General features: G+C 70.5%; 18 protein-coding genes. 12 read left to right on the top strand and 6 right to left on the bottom strand.

The window, feature by feature from the left end; genetic code table 11:
- The first annotated feature begins 2 nt into the window (after nt 1–2).
- The 6 genes from FHY05_RS12380 to ribA all read left to right on the top strand — a co-directional run bounded on the left by FHY05_RS12380 (nt 3) and on the right by ribA (nt 5,502).
- A complete protein-coding gene (locus tag FHY05_RS12380) occupies nt 3–458 on the top strand; it encodes a CopD family protein (protein ID WP_183944925.1) in 456 nt (151 codons plus the stop codon).
- A 155-nt stretch (nt 459–613) separates the two neighbouring features.
- Entirely contained in the window at nt 614–1,870 is a 1,257-nt protein-coding gene (gene rho / locus FHY05_RS12375; protein ID WP_183922599.1) for a transcription termination factor Rho, read from the top strand.
- Nucleotides 1,871–2,024: 154 nt separating this feature from the next.
- Nucleotides 2,025–2,741, top strand: a complete 717-nt coding sequence (locus FHY05_RS12370; protein ID WP_183944924.1) for a TerC family protein — start codon at nt 2,025–2,027, stop codon at nt 2,739–2,741.
- 74 nt (nt 2,742–2,815) lie between these two features.
- Nucleotides 2,816–3,424 carry an outer membrane lipoprotein carrier protein LolA gene (locus FHY05_RS12365; RefSeq protein WP_183944699.1) on the top strand — a complete coding sequence of 203 codons (609 nt, stop codon included), beginning with the start codon at nt 2,816–2,818 and terminating at the stop codon, nt 3,422–3,424.
- A 225-nt stretch (nt 3,425–3,649) separates the two neighbouring features.
- Nucleotides 3,650–4,432 (top strand): exodeoxyribonuclease III, encoded by a 783-nt coding sequence (locus FHY05_RS12360; protein WP_409321741.1) that lies wholly within the window; start codon nt 3,650–3,652, stop codon nt 4,430–4,432.
- A gap of 47 nt (nt 4,433–4,479) precedes the next feature.
- A complete protein-coding gene (ribA, locus tag FHY05_RS12355; protein ID WP_183944923.1) occupies nt 4,480–5,502 on the top strand; it encodes a GTP cyclohydrolase II in 1,023 nt (340 codons plus the stop codon).
- Nucleotides 5,503–5,612: 110 nt separating this feature from the next.
- Here the strand turns inward: ribA and FHY05_RS12350 are convergent, their stop codons facing one another.
- A complete protein-coding gene (locus tag FHY05_RS12350; RefSeq protein ID WP_183944697.1) occupies nt 5,613–6,830 on the bottom strand; it encodes a UbiH/UbiF/VisC/COQ6 family ubiquinone biosynthesis hydroxylase in 1,218 nt (405 codons plus the stop codon).
- 113 nt (nt 6,831–6,943) lie between these two features.
- On the opposite strand from FHY05_RS12350, the gene FHY05_RS12345 reads away from it, so the two are divergent.
- Nucleotides 6,944–9,250, top strand: coding sequence for a DNA translocase FtsK 4TM domain-containing protein (locus FHY05_RS12345; RefSeq protein WP_183944696.1), 2,307 nt, complete (start codon nt 6,944–6,946; stop codon nt 9,248–9,250).
- Between the two features lie 51 nt (nt 9,251–9,301).
- Here the strand turns inward: FHY05_RS12345 and FHY05_RS12340 are convergent, their stop codons facing one another.
- Together FHY05_RS12340 and FHY05_RS12335 are read right to left on the bottom strand one after the other, a co-directional pair.
- Nucleotides 9,302–11,710 carry a ligase-associated DNA damage response DEXH box helicase gene (locus FHY05_RS12340; RefSeq protein WP_183944695.1) on the bottom strand — a complete coding sequence of 803 codons (2,409 nt, stop codon included), beginning with the start codon at nt 11,708–11,710 and terminating at the stop codon, nt 9,302–9,304.
- Nucleotides 11,711–11,792: 82 nt separating this feature from the next.
- On the bottom strand, nt 11,793–11,972 hold the full coding sequence (locus FHY05_RS12335) for a hypothetical protein (RefSeq protein WP_183944694.1): 180 nt from the start codon (nt 11,970–11,972) through the stop codon (nt 11,793–11,795).
- Between the two features lie 79 nt (nt 11,973–12,051).
- On the opposite strand from FHY05_RS12335, the gene FHY05_RS12330 reads away from it, so the two are divergent.
- The 3 genes from FHY05_RS12330 to FHY05_RS12320 all read left to right on the top strand — a co-directional run bounded on the left by FHY05_RS12330 (nt 12,052) and on the right by FHY05_RS12320 (nt 15,983).
- Complete coding sequence (locus FHY05_RS12330) at nt 12,052–13,062, top strand: ligase-associated DNA damage response exonuclease (protein WP_183944693.1); 1,011 nt, start codon at nt 12,052–12,054, stop codon at nt 13,060–13,062.
- A gap of 241 nt (nt 13,063–13,303) precedes the next feature.
- Nucleotides 13,304–14,947, top strand: a complete 1,644-nt coding sequence (locus FHY05_RS12325) for a S10 family peptidase (RefSeq protein WP_183944692.1) — start codon at nt 13,304–13,306, stop codon at nt 14,945–14,947.
- Nucleotides 14,948–15,173: 226 nt separating this feature from the next.
- Nucleotides 15,174–15,983, top strand: coding sequence for a S1/P1 nuclease (locus FHY05_RS12320; protein WP_183944691.1), 810 nt, complete (start codon nt 15,174–15,176; stop codon nt 15,981–15,983).
- A 1-nt stretch (nt 15,984) separates the two neighbouring features.
- Here the strand turns inward: FHY05_RS12320 and FHY05_RS12315 are convergent, their stop codons facing one another.
- Together FHY05_RS12315 and mgtE are read right to left on the bottom strand one after the other, a co-directional pair.
- Entirely contained in the window at nt 15,985–16,392 is a 408-nt protein-coding gene (locus FHY05_RS12315; RefSeq protein ID WP_183944690.1) for a DUF1489 family protein, read from the bottom strand.
- Nucleotides 16,393–16,409: 17 nt separating this feature from the next.
- The gene (gene mgtE, locus FHY05_RS12310) at nt 16,410–17,813 is read right to left on the bottom strand and encodes a magnesium transporter (protein WP_183944689.1); all 1,404 of its coding nucleotides are present in this window, start codon (nt 17,811–17,813) and stop codon (nt 16,410–16,412) included.
- Nucleotides 17,814–17,926: 113 nt separating this feature from the next.
- Between mgtE and FHY05_RS12305 the strand changes: the two genes are divergently transcribed.
- Nucleotides 17,927–18,382 carry a peptidylprolyl isomerase gene (locus tag FHY05_RS12305; protein WP_183922568.1) on the top strand — a complete coding sequence of 152 codons (456 nt, stop codon included), beginning with the start codon at nt 17,927–17,929 and terminating at the stop codon, nt 18,380–18,382.
- A gap of 257 nt (nt 18,383–18,639) precedes the next feature.
- Here FHY05_RS12305 and FHY05_RS12300 read toward each other — a convergent pair whose 3' ends face one another.
- The gene (locus tag FHY05_RS12300; RefSeq protein WP_183944688.1) at nt 18,640–19,524 is read right to left on the bottom strand and encodes a LysR substrate-binding domain-containing protein; all 885 of its coding nucleotides are present in this window, start codon (nt 19,522–19,524) and stop codon (nt 18,640–18,642) included.
- A 306-nt stretch (nt 19,525–19,830) separates the two neighbouring features.
- On the opposite strand from FHY05_RS12300, the gene FHY05_RS12295 reads away from it, so the two are divergent.
- Nucleotides 19,831–22,125: a CDC48 family AAA ATPase gene (locus tag FHY05_RS12295; protein WP_183944687.1), complete on the top strand. Its 2,295-nt coding sequence runs from the start codon at nt 19,831–19,833 to the stop codon at nt 22,123–22,125.
- Nucleotides 22,126–22,181: the final 56 nt, after the last annotated feature.

The following is a 22,181-nucleotide window of genomic DNA, read 5'->3' as shown; positions in this document are numbered from 1 at the left end:
ACATGGCGGGTTTCCTCGGCGCGACCTACGATTGGGTGAAGGCGGCGCACCTCATCTTCGTGATCTTCTGGATGGCGGGCATGTTCATGCTGCCGCGCTATCTCGTCTATCACCAGGAGGGCCTCGCCGATCCGGCCGAGGCGGCGCGCTGGGTCGAGCGCGAGGGCAAGCTGCGCGCGATCATCCTCACGCCCGCGATGATCCTGGTGTGGATCCTCGGCATCGCGCTCGCGCTCAACGCCGGCATCGCCGACGGCACGCCGGGGCTGGGCTGGCTCCACGCCAAGATCGCGCTGGTCGTGCTGCTGTCGGGCTATCACGGCTGGGCGGTGGGCTATGCGCGCAAGCTCGCCGCGGGTCGCGCCACGCTCTCCAACCGCGCGCTGCGGCTGGTCAACGAGGTGCCCGCGATCGCCGCGGTGCTGATCGTCATCCTGGTGATCGTGAAGCCGTTCTGAGCCGCGCGCGCCGGCTTGACTAAGCCGCGGCCGACTCTTACCTCGCGGTCACGGCGTGACCGGTCCCGGTCTCCCGCCTCCTCTACAGCTTCGTATCTCGAGCGTATTCGCCGGCCGAGCTTTCCCCCACTCCCGAGCACATCGGACACGTCTACATGCATCTCAAGGATTTGAAGAAGAAGGCCCCGGCCGACCTCGTGCAGCTCGCCGAGGAGCTCGGGGTCGAGGGCGCGTCGACGCTGCGCAAGCAGGATCTGATGTTCGCCATCCTCAAGGTCCAGGCCGAGAACGGCGAGCAGATCATGGGCGAGGGCACGATCGAGGTGCTGCCCGACGGCTTCGGCTTCCTCCGCTCGGCGCAGGCCAACTACCTCGCCGGGCCGGACGACATCTACGTGAGCCCCAACCAGGTGCGGAAGCACGGCCTGCGCACCGGCGACACAGTGGAGGGCGAGATCCGCGGGCCCAAGGACGGTGAGCGCTATTTCGCGCTGGTGAAGATCACCCAGGTCAATTTCGAGGATCCGGACCGCGTCCGCCACCGCGTCAACTTCGACAATCTCACGCCGCTCTACCCCGACGAGCGACTCAAGATGGAGATCGAGGACCCGACGATCAAAGACCGGTCGGGCCGCGTGCTCGACGTGGTCGTGCCGATCGGCAAGGGACAGCGCTGCCTCATCGTCGCCCCGCCGCGCGTCGGCAAGACGATCATGATGCAGAACATCGCGCGCGCGATCAGCCACAACCATCCCGAGGTGTTCCTGCTGGTGCTGCTCATCGACGAGCGCCCCGAGGAAGTCACCGACATGTCGCGCACGGTCAACGGCGAGGTGGTCTCGTCCACCTTCGACGAGCCGGCGACCCGCCACGTGCAGGTCGCCGAGATGGTGATCGAGAAGGCCAAGCGCCTGGTCGAGCACAAGAAGGACGTGGTGATCCTGCTCGACAACATCACGCGCCTCGGCCGCGCCTACAACACCGTGGTGCCCTCGTCGGGCAAGGTGCTGACCGGCGGCGTCGACGCCAACGCGCTGCAGCGCCCCAAGCGCTTCTTCGGCGCGGCGCGCAACATCGAGGAGGGCGGCAGCCTCACCATCATCTCGACCTCGCTGATCGACACCGGCAGCCGCATGGACGAGGTGATCTTCGAGGAGTTCAAGGGCACCGGCAACGCCGAGATCGTGCTGGACCGCAAGGTCGCCGACAAGCGCATCTTCCCCGCGATCGACGTCGGCAAGTCCGGCACGCGCAAGGAGGAGCTGCTGGTTGAGAAGGACAAGCTCAGCAAGATGTGGGTGCTGCGTCGCATCCTGATGCAGATGGGCACCGTCGACGCGATGGAGTTCCTGCTCGGAAAGATGAAGGATTCGAAGACGAACGACGATTTCTTCGACTCGATGAACCAGTGAGCCGCACCCACGCCCGCGGTTTTCGGGAGCGGGCGTGACAGGCGGGTGAAAGCTCGCTCTGGTTAGCAGGCGGTAACTTTTCGCGGGCGGTGCGTTGGTTCGATGTGCCGCCCGCTCGTATCTTCAGGGGAGTGACGTCGTGAGCCTGATCGCCATGCTGGCCGCCGCGGGGGCGGCCGCCGCGCCCCAGGGACCCGGCTCGCTCGGCGACATCTGGCAGCATATCGTCGCGGACTTCTCGAACCTGGGCGATCCCGCCGCGCTCGCCGCGTTCGGCTCGGTGCTGATGATCGACCTGGTGCTGGCGGGCGACAATGCGATCGTGGTCGGTGCGCTCGCCGCCGGCCTGCCCTCGGATCAGCGCAAGAAGGTGATCCTGATCGGCATCGGCGCCGCGCTGGTGCTGCGCATCTTCTTCGCGCTGATCGTCACCTGGCTGATGGGGATCGTCGGGCTGATCTTCGCCGGCGGCCTGCTGCTGCTGTGGGTGAGCTGGAAGTTCTGGCGCGAGATCCGTGCCGGCGGCCACCAGCCTGACGCCGAGGGCAACGGCGACGCCGCCGTCGCGCCCGCGCGCAGCTTCGTCGGCGCCGCCTGGGCGGTCGCGGTGGCCGACGTGTCGATGAGTCTCGACAACGTGCTCGCGGTGGCGGGCGCGGCGCGCGAGCATCCCGGTATCCTCGTCGTCGGCCTGCTGCTGTCGGTCGCGCTGATGGGGCTCGCCGCGAACTTCATCGCGCGGATCATCGATCGCTACCGCTGGATCGCCTATGTCGGGCTCGCCGTGATCCTCTTCGTCGCGGGCAAGATGATCCATGAAGGCTGGGTCGGTGCCGAGAATACGCCCGGGCTCGCCTCGCTGCTCGGTTGAGCGGATCGCGCCGGGTTCACGGCGCGTTCAACGCCGCCGCGGCAGTCTCGTGCTGGCCTGATAACGGAGTGACGATGCGTACTTTCTTCGTGCCGCTGGCGGCGATCGCGGCGGTCGCCGCCCCGGCCACGGCGCAGGGCAACGATCTCGCGGCAGTCCAGCGCTTCCTCGCCGCCGCCGAGACGATGACCGCGAACTTCAGCCAGACCGACCGCGACGGTCGCGTGCTGACCGGCGTGCTCACGCTCAAGAAGCCGGGCAAGATCCGCTTCCAGTACCAGAAGGGCGTGCCGCTGCTCATCGTGAGCGACGGCAAGGCGTTCACCTTCATCGACTATTCCGTGAAGCAGGTGCAGCGTTGGCCGATCGGCAACTCGCCGCTGGGCGTGCTGATCGATCCCAGCCGCGACATCTCGCGCTACGCCAAGCTGGTCCCCTCGCCCAACCCCGACGTGCTATCGGTGGAGGCGAACGACCCGAAACATCCCGAGTTCGGGCGGATCACGATGGTGTTCGCGCGCGTCTCGGCGGCGCCGGCCGGGCTGATGCTGCAAGGATGGGTGGCGCTCGACAGCCAGGGTAACCGCACCACGATCCGTCTGAGCGGGCAGAAGTTCAACGCGCCGGTCAGCGACGCCGCCTTCCGCTGGACCGACCCGCGCCGCCAGGGCCGCAGCGGCTGACATTTTCTACAATCCGTTCATCTGAGTGACAGCTTCTCTGTCCTACAAGAGGGTCATGGGGGCGGACGCCTCGGGGATTTTCCCCCTGTTGCCCTGAGCCCTTCTCCCCCATGTGCGTGATGAACGCTGTGTCGGCCCTCGCTCCATGCCCCCGGAGCGGGGGCCTTTCGCGTTTCGCTGCGGCGGGTGTTTGCGCGACGCGATCGACCGCCTATGTCGCGCGACGTGAAGATCGTCTCCTGGAACATCAACTCGGTCCGCTTCCGCCTCGACATCGTCGAGCGCTTCCTGCGCGAGGCCGCCCCCGACATCCTGTGCCTGCAGGAGACCAAGGTGATCGACGCGGACTTCCCCGTCGCCGGATTTCGCGCGCTCGGCTACGATCACGTCCTGCTCAACGGCCAGCGCATGCACCACGGCGTCGCGATCATCAGCCGCGTGCCGATCGAGGCGGACGAGCGGCTCGACTGGCAGGCCAACCGCGAGGCGCGGCACCTCGGCGTGCGGCTGCCCGGCGGCGTGCGGCTGGAGAATGTCTACGTCCCCGCCGGCGGCGACGTGCCCGACCGCGAGGTCAACGCCAAGTTCGGGCAGAAGCTCGACTTCGTCGAGCGGATGACGCGCTGGTCCGAGACGCTCGACGTGCCGACCATCCTCACCGGTGACTTCAACATCGCGCCGCTGCCGAGCGACGTGTGGAGCCACAGGGCCTTGCTCAAGGTGGTGAGCCATACCCCGGTCGAGGTCGAGGCGCTCGAGCGGCTGCGCGCGTCGAACGACTGGGTCGACCTCGGCCGGCACTTCCATCCCGCGCCGGCGCGGCTCCACACCTGGTGGAGCTATCGCTCGCCCGACTGGACCAAGAACGACCGCGGCCGCCGGCTCGACCATATGTGGGCGACGGCCGACGTCGCTCGCACCGCCACGGCGCATACCGTGTTCGAGCCGTGCCGCAGCTGGCTCAAGCCGAGCGACCACGTCCCGATCATGACCGAGTTCGCCTGGTGAACGCGGCGGGCGCCGACCCGCGCGATGCCGCGCGCGCGATCGACGCGATGCGGCGCGGCTGGCCGGTGGCGCTGCGCGCGCCGAACGAGCCGCCGCTGGTGCTGCTGGCGGTGGAGACCGCCGACGCCGGGCGGCTCGCCGCCTTCGCCCCCGACGCGGACTATGCCGTGCTGATCTCGGCCGGGCGCGCCGAGACGCTGACGCTGACCAACCAGCGCGCCGCCGCCGCGCCCGACCAGCCGGTGCTGATCGAGCGGGCGCCGTGGTTCGACATGGCGCTCGCCACCGCGCTGGCGGACCCGCAGCTCGATCTCGCCACCCCGCTCAAGGGACCGTTCCGTACCGCCGCGCTGGCGAGCCCGGTCGCGGGCGCCGCGGCGCTGCGGCTGGCGCGGGTCGCCGGGCTGCTCCCCGCCTTCTTCACCGGCGCGGCCGAGCCCGCCGTGGCGATCGACGTTGCCGCGATCGACGCGCACGAGGATGCGACCCGGCTCACGATCGCGGTGCGCGCGCGGCTGCCGGTGGCGCAGGCGGAGGACGCCGAGATCGTCGCCTTCCGCTCGCCGGAGAGCGCCGACGAGCATGTCGCGCTGCTGATCGGCCAGCCGACCGGCGCGCCGCCGCTGGTGCGGCTGCACAGCGAGTGCCTGACCGGCGACGTGCTCGGCAGCCTCAAGTGCGACTGCGGCCCGCAGCTCGACGCCGCGATCCATCGCATCCGCGACGCCGGCTGGGGCATCCTGCTCTACCTGCGGCAGGAGGGGCGCGGCATCGGGCTGGTCAACAAGCTGCGTGCCTATGCGCTGCAGGACCAGGGCTATGACACCGTCGACGCCAACACGCGGCTCGGCTTCGCGGTGGACGCGCGCGACTTCGGCGTGGCGGCTCGGATGCTGGTGCTGCTCGGACAGGAGCGCGTGCGGCTGCTCACCAACAACCCGGCGAAGGTCGCGGGGCTGGAGGCCGCGGGGGTGACGGTGGTGGAGCGAGTGCCGCACGCGCTGCCGGCGAACCCGCACAACGCGCGCTATCTCGCCACCAAGCGCGACCGGACCGGGCATCAGTTCTGAAAGATCGAGCGAGCGGCCACCGGAGCGCCTGCCCGGGCCTTGTCACCCGGCTCGGCCGGGAGCGGTCCCGCCGCGACGGGTAACCCTAGTCTTCGATTCTCAGGGGTGCCTCACACCGTCGCGCCCATCAGCAGCTTGGGCAGGTCGCCGCTCTCGCCACGCGCCTCGCTCATGAAGCGCTGCTTGAGCGGCGGGATGCGGTCGACCGCGCTGATGCCGAGGCGCCGCACCGCGCTCGCCGTCTTGCCCGGGATGCCGAACAGCCGCGTCAGCGTGTCGGTCGCCGCCGCCACCATGAAGGTGTCGAGCCCGCGCCACGCCTCGTAGCGGCGCAGCAGCTGCGCGTCACCGGCGTCGAGCCCGAGCCGCCGCCCCTCGACCAGCACCTCGACGAGCGCCGCGACGTCGCGATAGCCGAGGTTGACCCCCTGCCCCGCGATCGGGTGGATGCCGTGCGCCGCGTCGCCGACCAGCACTAGGCGCGTGTCGGTCACGCGCGCGGCATGGTGGAAGCCGAGCGGGTAGCTCGCGCGCGGGCTGGCGTGCGACAGCGCGCCGAGGAAGCCGCCCATGCGTCGCTCCGCCTCGGCGAGGAAGCCGCGGCCGCCGAGCTTGAGCATGCCCGCCGCCTGGTCCGCCGCGACCGTCCACACGATCGCCGAGCGATGCCCGATCTCGTCGTCGGGCAGCGGCAGCAGCGCGAAGGGCCCGGCGGGGTAGAAAATCTCGTAGGCGACGTTCTCGTGGCTGCGCTCATGGTGGAACGCGCCGACGATCGCGGCATGGTGGTACTGCCAGCGCGCCACCGCGATCCCCGCCGCCTCGCGCGTCGGCGACTGGCGCCCCTCGGCGGCGACGAGCAGGTCGGCGGCGACGGTGCGCCCGTCCGACAGCGTCGCGCGCACGCCGTCCGCGCCGCGCTCCACCGCCGTCGCGCGCGTGCCCATGCGCAGGTCGACCAGCGGCGCGGCGGAGACCGCGTCGTACAGGGCGCGGCGCAGCAGCCGGTTCTCGTACATCGTGCCGAGCGCGGCGTCGTCGGCGGCGGGGACGAAGTCGAGCTTGCCCGGCGCGAGCCCGTCGCTCACACGGATGTGGCGGATCGGGCAGCCCCGGCCGCGCAGCGCCTCGCCCACGCCGATCGCGTCGAGCATGCGGTGGCTCGCGCTCGCCACCGCCGAGGCGCGCCCGTCGAAGCCCGCGGCGAGCATCACCGCGGGATCGGCGGGGTCGACGACGATGGCGGAGAGGCCGTGGCGGTCGAGCGCGACCGCGAGCGCGCTGCCGACCAGCCCGCCGCCGAGGATGAGCACGTCTGCGTGGTCCATGGCCTACGCCCTACAGGGTCGCGCGCGGGCGTGGAAGGGCGCTCTCTTGACGCGGACTCGCCGGCGGCGGACAATGCGTGGCGGGCATATCGGACATCGGTGGGGACGAGAGCATGGCGAGCAGGGCCGACGCGCCGCTGTGGCGCGAGACGGTGAAGGCGGGGGCGCTGCGCAGCGGCGCGCTGATCGTCGCGGTGGCGCTGGTCGCGCTGACGCTGGCGATGGCGCTCGCGCTCGCCAGCTATCGCCCGAGCGACGCCGCCTTCAACACCGCCGCGGGCGGTGACGTGGGCAACCTGCTGGGCGCGCCGGGCGCGTGGTTCGCCGATCTCGCGCTGACCCTGTTCGGACCCGCGGTGGCGCTGCTGCTGCCGATCCCGCCGCTGGTGGCGGCGCGGCTGTGGCGCGAGCAGCCGGCGGGCGATTGGCCGCGGATGCTGCGCGGTACCGCGCTGGCGGTGGCACTGATGGCGGTCGCGCTCGGCTGCGCCGCGCCGGGCGCGGTGCCGGCGCTGCCGTTCGGCTGGGGCGGTGCGGTCGGGCTCGGGATCGTCGCGGCGACGCGCTGGGCGCTCGGGCTGGTCGGCGACGCGCAAGTACGCTGGTGGGGCGTGGTCGCGCTCGGCGTGGTGAGCGGCGTCGGCGGCGCCTTCCTGTGGGGCCGTAGCCTCGAGATCGACTTCGCCCGGCTCGCGCCGCGCGGCGGGCTGCGTCGCGCGCGCGGCGAGCCGGACGAGGCGTTCGATGAGGCGGACGCCCCGTTCGATACCGCCGCGGCGCCCGCGCTCGCGCGCCGCCCGGCGCCGCGCGCGGTGGCGGAGCCCAGCGACCGCCCCGCCCCGGTCATCAGCGAGCGCACGCTGGCCCCCTCCGCGGCCGCGCCCAAGCCGCAGCAGCGGCTCGATCTGCGCGACAGCTACACGTTGCCCGGCCTCGACCTGCTCACCCCCGCGCCGGCCAACCAGAACAATCCGGTCGACAAGGCCGCGCTGGAGCGCAACGCGCGGCTGCTCGAGACCGTGCTCGACGACTTCAACGTGAAGGGCAACATCACCGAGGTCCGCCCCGGGCCGGTGGTGACGATGTACGAGCTCGAGCCCGCGCCGGGGATCAAGGCGACTCGCGTGATCTCGCTCGCCGACGACATCGCGCGCAACATGTCGGCGATCTCGGCGCGCGTCGCGACCATCCCGGGGCGCACCGTGATCGGCATCGAGCTGCCCAACACCAAGCGCGAGATGGTCTCGCTGCACGAGCTGGTGGCGAGCCAGGCGTTCGAGGACCAGTCCGCCCAGCTCCCCGTGATCCTCGGCAAGAACATCGCGGGCGATCCCGTCATCGCCGATCTCGCGCCGATGCCGCACCTGCTGGTCGCGGGCACGACCGGGTCGGGCAAGTCGGTCGGCCTCAACGGCATGATCCTGTCGCTGCTGTACCGGCTGACGCCGGACCAGTGCCGCATGATCATGATCGATCCGAAGATGCTCGAGCTGAGCATGTACGACGACATCCCGCACCTGCTCTCGCCCGTGGTCACCGATCCGGCGAAGGCGGTGCGCGCGCTCAAATGGGCGGTCGAGACGATGGAGGACCGCTATCGCCAGATGTCCTCGGTGGGTGTCCGCAGCCTCGCCTCGTTCAACGAGAAGGTGCGCGCGGCGCGGGCCAAGGGTGCGCCGCTCGGCCGCCGCGTGCAGACCGGCTACGGCGAGAACGGTCAGCCGGTCTACGAGGAGGAGCAGCTCGACTATGACGTGCTGCCGCAGATCGTCGTCATCGTCGACGAGCTCGCCGACCTGATGATGACCGCGGGCAAGGAGGTCGAGTTCCTGATCCAGCGGTTGGCGCAGAAGGCGCGCGCGGCGGGCATCCACCTGATCATGGCGACTCAGCGCCCCTCGGTCGACGTCATCACCGGCGTGATCAAGGCCAACCTGCCGACGCGCATCTCCTTCCACGTCACCAGCAAGATCGACTCGCGCACGATCCTGGGCGAGCAGGGGGCGGAGCAGCTGCTCGGGCGCGGCGACATGCTCTACATGCCCGGTGGCAAGGGCATCGTCCGCGTCCACGGCCCGTTCGTCAGCGACGACGAGGTGCGCGCGGTGACCGATCACTGGCGCGCGCAGGGCCAGCCCGACTACATCGAGTCGGTCACCGAGGAGCCGGCGGAGAGCTTCGCGCTGGAGGGCGCGCCGACCGGCGAGGATTCGGCCGAGGACCAGCAGTATCGCGCCGCGGTCGCGATCGTGTGCGGCAGCCAGAAGGCGTCGACCTCGTGGCTCCAGCGCCAGCTGCGCATCGGCTACAACTCGGCGGCGCGGCTGATCGAGCGGATGGAGAAGGAAGGCGTCGTGAGCCGGCCGGACCACGTCGGTCGCCGCGAGGTGCTGCGCGACACCGACGGCAACGCGGTGTGAGCGAGATCCTCCCCGCGAGCGGGGAGGATCGCCAGGGCCTCTTCCGCCCCCTCAATCCACCCGCATCGCCTCCGCCGCCAGCGCCTCGGCCTCGATCAGCAGCGAGTCGTCGGCGCTGCCCGTCGCCACTTTCTCCCGCCCGATTAGCGTCAGCACCGGCACCGCGAGCGGCGTGACCCGCGGCAGGTCGACGTGGACCATCGTGTCCGCGGCGCGGTCGAGCAGGTCGGCGAGCCGTCCGACGTCGGTCATCCGTGCGCGCGCGTCGGCCCAGGCCGCCTGGAGCAGCACGTGGCCGGGCTCGTACTGGCGCAGCACGTCGTAGATCAGGTCGGTCGAGAAGGTGACCTGCCGCCCGGTCTTGCGCTTGCCGGGGTGCTGGCGCTCGACCAGGCCGCCGATCACCGCCACCTCGCGGAACGCGCGCTTGAGCAGGTGCGAGCGCTCGACCCACTCGACGAACTCATGCTCGAGGATGTCGGCCGAGAACAGAGCCGCCGGATCGGTCACGCGCTCCAGCCCGTAGCAGGCGATCGCGTAATCGTTGGCGACGAAGCCGAGCGGCTTGAGCCCCAGCGTCTCCATCCGCTTGGTCACCAGCATGCCGAGCGACTGGTGCGCGTTCCAGCCCTCGAAGCTGTAGGCGACCATGTAGTGGCGCCCTTCGCGCGGGAAGGTCTCGACCAGCAGCTGCTCGGGCGCGGGCAGGGTCGAGCGGCGCGACTGGATCTCGAGCCAGTCGCGCACGTCGGCGGGGAAGCGGTGCCACTCGCCGGGCTCGGCGAGAAAGCGGCGCACGCGCGAGGCGAGATTGGTCGAGAGCGGCATCCGGCTGCCGCCGTAGGTCGGGATCCGCGCCGGGCGGCTGGTGGCGCGGACGATCAGGTCCTCGGTGTCGATCTTCTCGACCTCGAGGCTCAATCCGGCGAAGAAGAAGGTGTCGCCGTGGCTCAGCGTCGCGGCGAACCCCTCCTCCACCTTTCCGAGCGCGCGACCGTTGCGGAAGCGGACCTTCAGCATCGTCGCCTCGACGATGATCCCGGCGTTGAGCCGATGCTGCGCGACGAAGCGCGGGTGGCTGACGCGCCACGTCCCGTCGGCGTCCTGCGTCAGCCGCTTGAACCGGTCATAGGCCTTGAGCGAGTAACCGCCGTCGCGGATGAAGCCGAGCACGCGCTCGAACAGCTCGTCGCTCAGCGCGGAATAGGGCAGCGCCGAGCGCACCTCGGCCAGCATCGTCCCCTGGTGGAACGGCGCGGCGCAGGCGCACGCCATCAGGTGCTGCGCCAGGACGTCGAGCGCGCCCATGCGGAAGACGTCGGCGTCGAGCTCGCCCGCCTCCACGGCATCGAGCGCGGCGCGTGCCTCGAGATACTCGAAGCGGTTGCCGGGCACGACGATCGCCTCGCTCGGCACGTCGAGGCGGTGGTTGCTGCGCCCGATCCGCTGCAGCAGCCGCGACGAGCCCTTGGGCGCGCCCATCTGGATCACGCAGTCGACGTCGCCCCAGTCGACGCCGAGGTCGAGGCTGGCGGTCGCCACCAGCGCGCGCAGCCGGCCCGCCGCCATCGCGCCCTCCACCTTGCGCCGCGCCTCCTTCTCGAGGCTGCCGTGGTGGATCCCGATCGGCAGCTGCATCGCGTTGGCCTTCCACAGGTCCTGGAAGATCAGCTCGGCGAGGCTGCGGGTGTTGCAGAACACGATCGAGGTCTTGTGCGTCTCGATCTCCGCCATCACCTGCTCGGCGGCGTAGCGGCCGGAGTGGCCCGCCCAGGGGACGCGGTCCTCGGGCAGCAGGATGGCGATGTCGGGATCGGGGCCGGGCTCGCCCTCGACCAGCGCGACCTGGTCGATGTCGCCGTCGGGGGCGAGCCAGGCGCGATAGCCGTCGGGGTCGGCGACCGTGGCGGAGAGCGCGACGCGGCGGCACGCCGGCGCGATCGTCTGCAACCGCGCCATGCACAAGGATAACAGGTCGCCGCGCTTGCCGGTGGCGAAGGCGTGGACCTCGTCGACCACGATCGTGCGCAGCCCCGCGAACATGGTGAAGCTGTCGGGATAGCTCAGCAGCAGCGACAGCGACTCGGGCGTGGTCAGCAGGATCTGCGGCGGGCGCGCCCGCTGGCGCGCCTTGCGGTCCGACGGCGTGTCGCCGGTGCGGGTCTCGACGCGGATGTCGGCACCCATTTCGTCGATCGGGGTGACGAGGTTGCGCTGGATGTCGACCGCCAGCGCCTTGAGCGGCGAGACGTAGAGCGTGTGCAGGCCCTCGGTCGGCGTCTCGATCAACTCGGCGAGCGTGGGCAGGAAGCCGGCGAGCGTTTTACCGGCGCCGGTCGCGGCGATCAGCAGCGCGTGGCGGCCGGCGCGCGCCTCGTCGAGCATGTCGATCTGGTGACGGCGCGGCTGCCAGCCGCGGCGCGCGAACCAGTCGGAGAGGAGCGAGGGGAGCGCGGCCAAGGTCCGTGAGATGTAGCGACGCGCCGGGGTGGGGCAAGGTGCTGGGGCGGCTCGCTCCTACCGCTTGCCGCTATCGCCCGAGTCACGGCGTGCGCGCGCGATCCTCGGCCGACTGTTCCTTGTACAGCGCGCGCGTGGCGTCCTCGGTCCGCGCCTCCTCGTGGCGGCTGCGGCGGTTGCGCAGGATCGCGAACAGCAACGCCGCCACCAGGATGATCGGCCCGGCGATCACCACGAAGCTCCACAGGCCATCACCCGCCATGTCACTCTCCGTCCGCTGTTTCTTGCCCCCGCCAACGTCCCCGCGATGAACTTCGATCCGCCGCCGCGGTTGTTCCGCCATGGCGACCCGCGCACCGACGCTCGGCGACTGGCTCGAGCCGCACCCCAACGGCATCTACGTGCGCCCGGCCGACGCCTGGATCGATCCCTCCACGCCCGAGCCGCGCGCGCTCGTCACGCACGGTCACGCCGACCACGCGCGCGGCGGCCACGGCGAGGTCTGGGCCACGCCCGAGACGCTCGCGATCATGGCGGCGCGCTACGGCGAGCAGACCGGGCGCCCGGTCGGCTACGGCGAGACGATCCGGCTCGGCGAGGTTGAGGTGGGCTTCGTCCCCGCGGGCCATGTGCTCGGCTCGGCGCAGATCGTGCTCGACCATCGCGGCGAGCGGGTCGTGGTCTCGGGCGATTACAAGCGCCGCGCCGACCCGACCTGCGCGGCGTTCGAGCCGGTGGCGTGCGACGTCTTCGTCACCGAGGCGACCTTCGGTCTGCCGGTCTTCCGTCACCCCGACACGGGCGACGAGATCGACAAGTTGATCGAGCGGCTCCACGCCAACCCCGAGCGCTGCGTCGTCGTCGGCGCCTATGCGCTCGGCAAGGCACAGCGGGTGATCGCCGAGCTGCGCGCGCGCGGGCATGCGGCGCCGATCTACCTCCACGGCGCGCTCCAACGGCTGTGTGACCTCTACGAGGAGCTCGGCGTGCCGCTCGGCGAGCTGCGCGCGGCCACGGGGGCGGCCAAGGCGGAGCTGGCGGGGCACGTCGTGATGTGCCCGCCCTCCGCGCTCAACGACCGCTGGGCGCGCCGCCTGCCCGACCCGATCACCGCGATGGCGAGCGGCTGGATGCGGGTGCGTCAGCGGGCGCGGCAGAAGAACGTCGAGCTGCCGCTGATCCTCTCCGACCACGCCGACTGGGACGAGCTGACCGCGACGCTCACCGAGATCGCGCCCAAGGAGGTATGGGTGACGCACGGCCGCGAGGAAGCCTTGGTCCACTGGTGCATGACGCGCCAGATCCGCGCGCGCGCGCTGGCGCTGTCGGGGTTCGAGGACGAGGACGACTGAGGAGGGCGAATCTGCCGCCCCTCGTGTTCCCGCGGACGCGGGAACCCCAGGGTCACGCCGAGCAGGCTATCGTCACTCACCATCGGCTCGACCACCGCGTGCGCGGGAGAACCTGCACGACCAGGCTCGAATCAGCGCGCCCGTGAGCCGGCCCGCGCCGATCATCCTGATCCGCCACCTTGCCCCCGCCGGCCCGCGCCGATTAGACAGCGACACTCACGTAAAAAGTTGGGGGAATATCATGCGCCTCGGTCTCGCCGCCGCCCTGCTCGCCGCCGCCGCTCTGCCTGCCGCGGCGCAGGAGAAGGATGCCGCCCCGTCCAAGCAGCCGGCCAAGACCAACGCCGAGGCACAGAACGCCGCGGTCGAGAACGCCTATGCCAACGCGCCGGTCGAGGAGCGTGAGGAGCGGTCGAAGGGCGCGGTGACGGTCGGCGGCAAGCGGCTCGGCTACACCGCCACCGCGGGCACGCTGACGCTGCGCGACCTCGAGGGCAAGCCGACCGCCTCGATGTTCTACACCGCCTATACGCTCGACGGGACCAAGCCGGGCACGAAGCGGCCGATCACCTTCTTCTACAACGGCGGGCCCGGCAGCCCGACCTTCTGGCTCCACATGGGCTCGTTCGCGCCGGTGCGGCTGCAGACCGGCAACCCCGAGTTCATCCGGCCGGCGCCCTATGACTTCGGCCCCAACCCCTATACCCTGCTCGACAAGACCGACATGGTCTTCCTCGACGCGGTCGGCGCGGGATATTCGCGCCCGCTCGGCGACATGAAGCCAGGTGCCTTCTACGGCGTCGACGAGGACGCCGACGCCTTCGCCAAGGCGATCCTGCGCTACGCCACCAAGTACGGGCGGTGGAACTCGCCCAAGTTCATCTTCGGCGAGAGCTACGGCACGCTGCGCTCGGGCGCGCTGGCCTATCAGCTGCAGGATCGCGGCATGGCGCTCAACGGTGTCGTGCTGCTCAGCTCGATCATGAACTACGGCTATCGCCAGCCTGGCCTCGACCAGGTGTACCTCAACTACCTGCCGAGCTACGCCGCCACCGCCTGGTACCACAACCGCCTGGCGAACCGACCCGCCGACGTCGCCACGATCGTCCAGCAGGCGCGCGACTTCGCGGTCGGGCCGTACATGTCGGCACTGGCCAAGGGGCAGAACATCTCGAACGCCGAGCGAGATCAGGTGGCGCAGCGGATGAGCGAGCTGATCGGGCTCTCGCCCGAGTTCATCCGTCGGGCCAACCTGCGGATCGACCTGCCGCGTTTCCAGAAGGAGCTGCTGCGCGGCACGCGCCAGACCGTCGGCCGCTTCGATTCGCGCTATATCGGCACCGACAGTGACGCCGCGGGCGAGCGCCCCGAGACCGACGTGTCCTCCGACGCGATCTCGGGCGCGTTCATCGCCACCTTCACCGACTATGTGACCCACCAGCTCGGCTACAAGACCGACATGCCCTACCGCCTCTCGGCGCGCGACGCGGCGGGCTGGACGTGGAACTGGAAGCATGAGTCGCCGCTGCGCGGGGCCGGGCCGCAGAACAATCCCAACACCGCGATCGACCTCGCCGCGGCCATGCGCGCCAACCCCTACCTCCAGGTGCTGTCGATGAATGGCTGGTACGACATGGCGACGCCCTTCTTCGGCACCGAGAACGACCTCGGCCACATGATGCTCGAGCCGAGCCAGCGCGGGAACCTGCGCTTCACTTATTATCCGTCCGGGCACATGGCCTATCTCAACCCCGAGGCGCTGGTGGCGATGAAGCGCGACCTGTCGGACTGGTACGATCGCGCGCTCGCGGTGGCGCGCTCGGACGCGCCGCCGGCGCGGGGATCGGTGTCGGCGGCGGAGGGGCCGGGGCAGTCGCCCAACTGAGCGAGCGTTGTTCCTGAACGATCCACTCCGGTCGTCCTGAGCTCGTCTCGGGATCCACTGTCCCGCGTGCGCTTCGGCGCCTGGTCGTGCGGCACCGCGGATCCTGGCAACGAGTTCAGGACGACGCCGGCGCGGCCGGCACGAGCCGCACCGCGGGCCAGCTAACCTTTTGGCCGTCCACGCAAAGCAAGTTTACTAAGCGCTTAACCCTAGGCAGAGGCGGCGCATGCCCGCCCGCCTCTCGAACGCGCTCACCGCGCTTCTCGCCGCACTCGCGGCCACCTTCCCCGTCCCCGCGCTCGCCTGGGGCAAGACCGGGCATCGCGTCGTCGCGCAGATCGCCGACGCGCGGCTCAGCCCACGCGCGCGCCGGGCGATACAGTCGATCCTGGGGGTCGAGACACTCGCCGAGGCGGCGAACTGGCCCGACACGATGAAGTCCGATCCATCGCCGTTCTGGCAGCGCCAGGCATCGCCGTGGCATTACGTCACCGTGCCGACCGGCAAGCGCTACGCCGAGGTCGGCGCGCCGCCGGAGGGCGACGCGGTCACCGCGCTCACCCGCTTCAGCGCGACGCTGCGCGACCCGCGCGCGGCGCTCACCGAGCGACAAGCCGCGCTGCGCTTCGTGATCCATATCGTCGGCGACCTTCACCAGCCGCTCCACACCGGCAACGGCACCGACCGCGGCGGCAACGATCGCAAGGTCACCTTCTTCGGCCGCGCCACCAACCTCCACACGGTGTGGGACTCAGGGCTGGTCGACGACGAGCAGCTGTCCTTCACCGAGATGTCGGCGTGGCTCGGCGCGCGAGTCACGCCGGCCGAGGCGCGCGACTGGGCGACGACCGACCCGCGCGTCTGGATCGCCGAGAGCGCCGCGCTGCGCGACCGGATCTACCCGGCGGCGGGGCAGGACACGCTCTCCTACGCCTATGTCTACGAGAACACGCCGCGCATGGAGCTCCAGCTGGAGAAAGGCGGGGTGCGACTCGCCGCCTATCTGAACCAGCTGTTCGCCGCGCGGCGCCGCTGACTCAGAGCAGCGCGAGCGCGCTCAGCTCGGCCGCCAGCGCGGGCGGCAGCGCCGCGATCCCTTCCCCCGCGGCGGCGCCGAGGTCGACCGGCGCGTCGCCCGCCTCGAGATAGCGCCAGCCCTGGTGCGCGCGGCGCGGCAGCGCCAGCACCAGCCGCAGCTCGGGATCGATGTGGATCGCGACCCGCCCGCCCTCGGCCTCGCCGAAGCGCAGGATCGGCGAGCGCGCCACCAGCTGGTGCTTGATGATCCAGTAGAGCGAGCCCTGCCCCGCCACTTCCTCGTGGCGCTTGGGCAGGTAGCGCGTTGTCAGGAACACGGGGCCGGCGGCGGCGCGCGCGCGGAGGCGCTCGGCGAGCAGGTCGACGCTCGCCGCGCCGAACGCGACCTTGGTGAGATGGAGCGGCATTCGATCGCCGATGTGGGTCAGCCCCCCAGGCCCCACAAGGTGGCGAGGCCGAGGAAGGAGAGGAAGCCGCCCGTGTCGGTCAGCGTCGTCACGAACACCGCGGACGACACCGCCGGATCGATGCGAAAGCGGTCGAGCGTCACCGGCACCAGCACGCCGCCCAGGCCCGCCAGCAGGTTGTTGATCACCATCGCCAGCGCCATGACCAGTGACAGCTGTTCGTCGCCGTAGACGAGGTAACTGCCGAGGCCGACGAGAGCGCCGAGGGTCGCGCCGTTGACCGCGGCGATGCGCAGCTCGCGCATGATCATCCGCGCGGTGTTGGTGTCGGTGAGCTGGTTGGTCGCGATCGCGCGCACCACCACCGCCAGCGTCTGCGTGCCCGCGTTGCCGCCCATGCCCGAGACGATCGGCATCAGCACCGCCAGCACCGCGTAGCGCGCGATCGCGCCCTGGAAGAGCCCGACGACGGAGGCCGCCAGCATCGCGGTGGCGAGATTGACCACCAGCCAGGTCAGCCGCGTCTTCACGGTGAGCCGAATCGGCTCGTTGATGTCGCCCTCGCCCGCACCCGAGAGCAGCAGCGTGTCCTCGCCGGCCTCCTGCTGGATGATATGGACCACGTCGTCGACGGTGATCATGCCGACCAGCCGTCCCGCCCCGTCGACGACCGCGGCCGAGATCAGCGCGTATTTCTGGAAGCGGAGCGCCACCTCCTCCTGGTCCATGTCGACCGGGATCAGCGTCTGCTCGCGCTGCATCACGTCGGCGACGGCGACCGAACGCGGCGCGCGCAGCACCCAGCTCAGCATGCAGGTACCGACCGGGTGATGCGCCGGATCGACGACGTAGATCTCCCAGAAGTCGGTGGTCAGGCCATCGTCGCGGCGCAGATAGTCGAGCGCGTCGCCCACCGTCCAATGTTCCGGCACCGCGATCAGGTCGCGCTGCATCAGGCGGCCGGCGGATTCCTCGGGGTAGGACAATGCCTCCTCGATCGCGGCGCGGTCGTCCGGCTCCATCGCGCGGAGGACCTCGCGCTGGTCCTCCGGCTCCATGTCCTCGATGATCGCGACCGCGTCGTCGGTGTCGAGCTCGCTGGCGATGTCCGCGACCTGGCGCGCGTCGAGCGCGTCGATCAGGCTCTCGCGGACGTAGTCGTTCATCTCCGCGAACACGTCGGCGTCGACCAGGTCGGCGATCGCGGCGGCGAGGTCGCGGCGGCAGTTCTCGGGGGTGAGCTCGAACAGGTCGGCGATGTCGGCGGGGTGGAGCGGCTCGACGAGCGCGTGCGCCTCGGCGACGTCGCCGGCCTGTACCGCGTCGATCACGGCACGGACGAACTCGGGCTTGAGCCGGTCGTCCTCGTCCATCCGGTCGTCGGCGGCCTCGGTCGGATCGGCCAGCTCGCTCTCGCTCATGCGCCGCCGCCTCCTGTTCGTGCCGGACCGCACCGCCCTACCGCGCGTTCGCACCATTTGCCAGCCGCGCGCCCAGCCACTAACGCGCCCGCATCGTACCGAAAGGATCTTCCATGGCCGATACTTACTCCACGCTGACGATGACGCTCGAGGGCGGCGACGTCACCATCCGGCTGCGCCCGGACCTGGCGCCCGAGCATGTCGCGCGCATCGCCGAGCTGGCCAACGACGGCTTCTACGACGGCGTCGTGTTCCACCGCGTGATCCCGGGCTTCATGGCACAGGGCGGCGACCCGACCGGCACCGGCATGCACGGCTCGGACAAGCCCAACCTCAAGCAGGAGTTCAGCAAGGAGCCGCACGTGCGCGGCACCTGCTCGATGGCGCGGACGATGGATCCCAATTCTGCCAACTCGCAGTTCTTCATCTGCTTCGACGACGCGCGCTTCCTCGACGGCCAGTACACCGTCTGGGGTGAGGTGACCGAGGGCATGGAGCTGATCGACGCGCTGCCGAAGGGCGAGCCCCCGGCGAACCCGGGCAAGATCGTCTCGATGAAGGCGGCGTAAGGCCCTCTTCGCGCGAAAGGGGGCCGTGATGGGCGGTGACGCGCCATCGCGCTTTCTGGCATATCGGGCGGCGCCGCTCCTTGCGCCCCTTTCCGTCATCCCCGCGAAGGCAGGAAACCAGACGTGCTGCGGTTGCGGCTCGAACCGCGACGGTAGCGCATCTGGTTTCCTGCCTTCGCAGGAATGACGGTGGTTGGGGCGCCCAAGATGATGATTGGGCGGCGAAGGCGAGTGCCTCTACCGTTGTCTCTCCCCCCTCACTCCTGCCGCAGCGTCCGGATCAGCCAGTCGCGGAACAGCCGCACCGGCTTGGTCTGGAGCGCGCGCGGGCGGCAGGCGAACCAATAGCTGTACGGGCTCGTGACATCGATGTCGAAGAGTCGCACGAGCCGCGGATCGTTGGCGTCCTGGAAATGGTTCTCGTGCATGAAGGCGATGCCGAGCCCCTGCGCCGCCGCCTCGAGGATCAGCGCGCCCGAGTCGAAATAGTCGATCGCGACCGAGTCGACCGCCGGTACGCCGGCGGCCTGCGCCCAGGCGGCATAGGTGTCGGGCATGTCGCGGTGGAGCAGGATGGTGTGACCATCGAGCTGCTCGGGCGAGCGCAGCGGGCGCGGTCCGTCGAGCAGCGAGCGCGCGCCGATCGGATAGACCATGTTCCGGTCGAGCCGCTCCGAGTAGAGCAAGGGATCGATATCGCGCGCGACGACGATCACCGCGTCGAGCCCCTCCCCCAGCCGCCCGAGCGCGTTGCCGCCGGTATCGATGTCGAGGTGGAGCTCCGGATGGGCGGTGCGCAGCTCGCCCAGCCGCGGGAACAGCCGCTGCGACGCGTAGAGCGGGAGCACGCCGAGCCGCAGCCGCAGCACCTCGCTGCCGCTCGTCATCGCCTCGATCGCGTCTGACAGGCCGTCGAGCACGGGCGCGATCGCGGCGAGAAGGCGGTCGCCGTCAGCGTTGGGCACCATGGCCTGGTGGCGTCGATCGAACAGCGGTCGCGTGAGGAAACGCTCCAGCGTCTGAATACGGCGGCTGAGCGCCGGCGGCGACAGCGCCAGCTCCTGCGCCGCGGCCTTGATCGAGCCGAGCCGAGCGACGGCGACGAACGCTTCAATCGCGGTCAGGGGGGGCAGGCGGCGCATCGTCGATCCCTCTCGGGCGCGCGCCGCAGAAGCTGGCCCATGCGGCGCGGCGCGACCGGACGAGCATCACGAAATGCAATTTTTGCAACTATAGCGCTATCATTCGCACTTGCACAATGGTGCGTCACCTCGCAATTAAGGCGTGCCTTTCAGGCATCCTCTCCTAAAAACTTTCATAGGCCGCTCCTCGTTGAGCGGCCTTTTTTTCGTCCGTGTCAGACCCGTGCCGGCGTTTCCTCCTCTCGCAATCAGGAACCCTGGCCCTATCTTCTGCGCTCGACCGCGCGAGCGAGGAAGGGCAGCAGGATGGCGGACGCCGAAGCCAGAGTGATCAAATTGCAGGTGGCGAACGCGCGTCCGGAGGACAGCGGGCGCGGGATCGCGCATCTGCCGCGGGCGGTGCTCGCCGCGCTGGGCCTCACCGACGGTGACGTGGTCGAGATCGTGGGCAAGAAGACGACCCCCGCGCGCGCGGTCGGCCCCTATGCCGAGGACGAGGGGCTCGAGATCATCCGGATCGACGGCCTCCAGCGCGCCAATGCCGGGGTCGGCTCGGGCGACTTCGTCGAGGTGCGCCGCGTCGAGAGCAAGGCAGCGACCCGAGTCGTCTTCGCGCCGGCGCAGCAGAACCTGCGCCTGCAGGGCTCGACCACCGCGCTCAAGCGTACCTTCTTCGGCCGGCCGCTCTGCGCGGGCGACGTCGTCGCCACGGCGGGTCACCAGCGGGTCTCGAACATGCCGCCCGGCATGGAGCGCTACATCAACGCGCCCGCCTATGCGCTGCAGGAGATCCGCCTCTCGGTGGTGTCGGCCAGCCCCAAGGGGGTCGTTCACATCGACGAGAACACCGAGATCGAGCTGCGCCCCGAATATGAGGAGCCCGAGGCCGCGCGTCGCGCCGACGTCACCTACGACGACATCGGCGGCATGGCGGCGACGATCGACCAGCTGCGCGAGATGGTCGAGCTGCCGCTGCGCTATCCCGAGCTGTTCCAGCGCCTGGGCGTCGACCCGCCCAAGGGCGTGCTGCTCCACGGCCCGCCCGGCACCGGCAAGACGCGGCTGGCGCGCGCGGTGGCGAACGAGTCGGACGCGCAGTTCTTCCTGATCAACGGCCCCGAGATCATGGGCTCGGCCTATGGCGAGTCGGAGCAGCGGCTGCGCAGCGTGTTCGAGGAGGCGACGAAGGCAGCGCCGTCGATCGTCTTCATCGACGAGATCGACTCGATCGCGCCCAAGCGCGGCCAGGTCTCGGGCGAGGCGGAGAAGCGCGTCGTCGCGCAGCTGCTGACGCTGATGGACGGGCTGGAGGCGCGCGCCAACGTGGTGATCATCGCCGCGACCAATCGCCCCGAGGCGATCGACGAGGCGCTGCGGCGTCCCGGCCGGTTCGACCGCGAGATCATCGTCGGCGTGCCCGACGAGCGCGGGCGGCGCGAGATCCTCGGCATCCACACCCGCGGCATGCCGCTGGGCGACAAGGTCGACCTCAACGAGCTGGCGCGGACCACCTTCGGCTTCGTCGGCGCCGACCTCGCCGCGCTGACGCGCGAGGCGGCGATCGAGGCGGTGCGGCGGATCATGCCGCGGCTCAACCTAGAGGACCGCAGCATCCCGCCCGAGGTGCTCGACACGCTGGCGGTGACGCGCGAGGACTTTCTCGGTGCGATCAAGCGAGTCCAGCCGTCGGCGATGCGCGAGGTGATGGTGCAGGCGCCGACCACGCAGTGGAGCGACGTCGGCGGCCTCGACGACGCACAGATGCGGCTCAAGGAAGGCGTCGAGCTGCCGCTCAAGGACCCAGACGCGTTCCGCCGCCTCGGCATCCGCCCGGCCAAGGGCTTCCTGCTCTACGGCCCGCCCGGCACCGGCAAGACCTTGCTCGCCAAGGCGGTGGCGCGCGAGGCGGAGGCGAACTTCATCGCCACCAAGTCGAGCGACCTGCTGAGCAAATGGTATGGCGAAAGCGAGCAGCAGATCGCCCGGCTGTTCCAGCGCGCGCGTCAGGTGGCGCCGTGCGTGATCTTCATCGACGAGCTCGACAGCCTCGTTCCCGCGCGCGGCGGCGGTCTGGGCGAGCCGCAGGTGACCGAGCGCGTGGTCAACACCATCCTCGCCGAGATGGATGGCCTCGAGGAGCTGCAGTCGGTGGTGGTGATCGGCGCGACCAACCGGCCCAACCTGGTCGACCCGGCGCTGCTCCGCCCAGGGCGATTCGACGAGCTGATCTATGTCGGGGTGCCGAACGAGGCGGGACGGCGACGGATCCTGGCGATCCAGACGCAGAAGATGCCGCTCGCCGACGACGTCGATCTCGACACGATCGCGCGCCGCACCGAGCGCTTCACCGGTGCCGATCTCGAGGACGTGGTGCGCCGCGCCGGCCTGATCGCGCTGCGCGAGTCGCTCGAGTCGCGCCAGGTGACCGCGGCGCATTTCGACCGCGCGCTGGAGGAGAGCCGCGCCAGCGTCACGCCGGAGGTGGAGCGCGACTATGAGCAGATGGCGGCGCGGCTGAAGCAGGAGGCCAATGCGATCCAGCCGCTCGGCTTCATCATGCCCGGCCAGCTCACCCCGCGCGGGCCGAAGGGTTCGGGCTGAGGTCGAGACCCTCCCCTAAACGGGAGGGGGACGACGCCCGCGGGGCGTGGTGGAGG

Source organism: Sphingomonas sp. BK580 (assembly GCF_014194975.1).
In the GTDB taxonomy this organism is placed as follows: Bacteria; Pseudomonadota; Alphaproteobacteria; order Sphingomonadales; family Sphingomonadaceae; genus Sphingomonas.
Note: the sequence above shows the minus strand (reverse complement) of the source record. Positions and strands in the feature narration are given on the sequence as shown.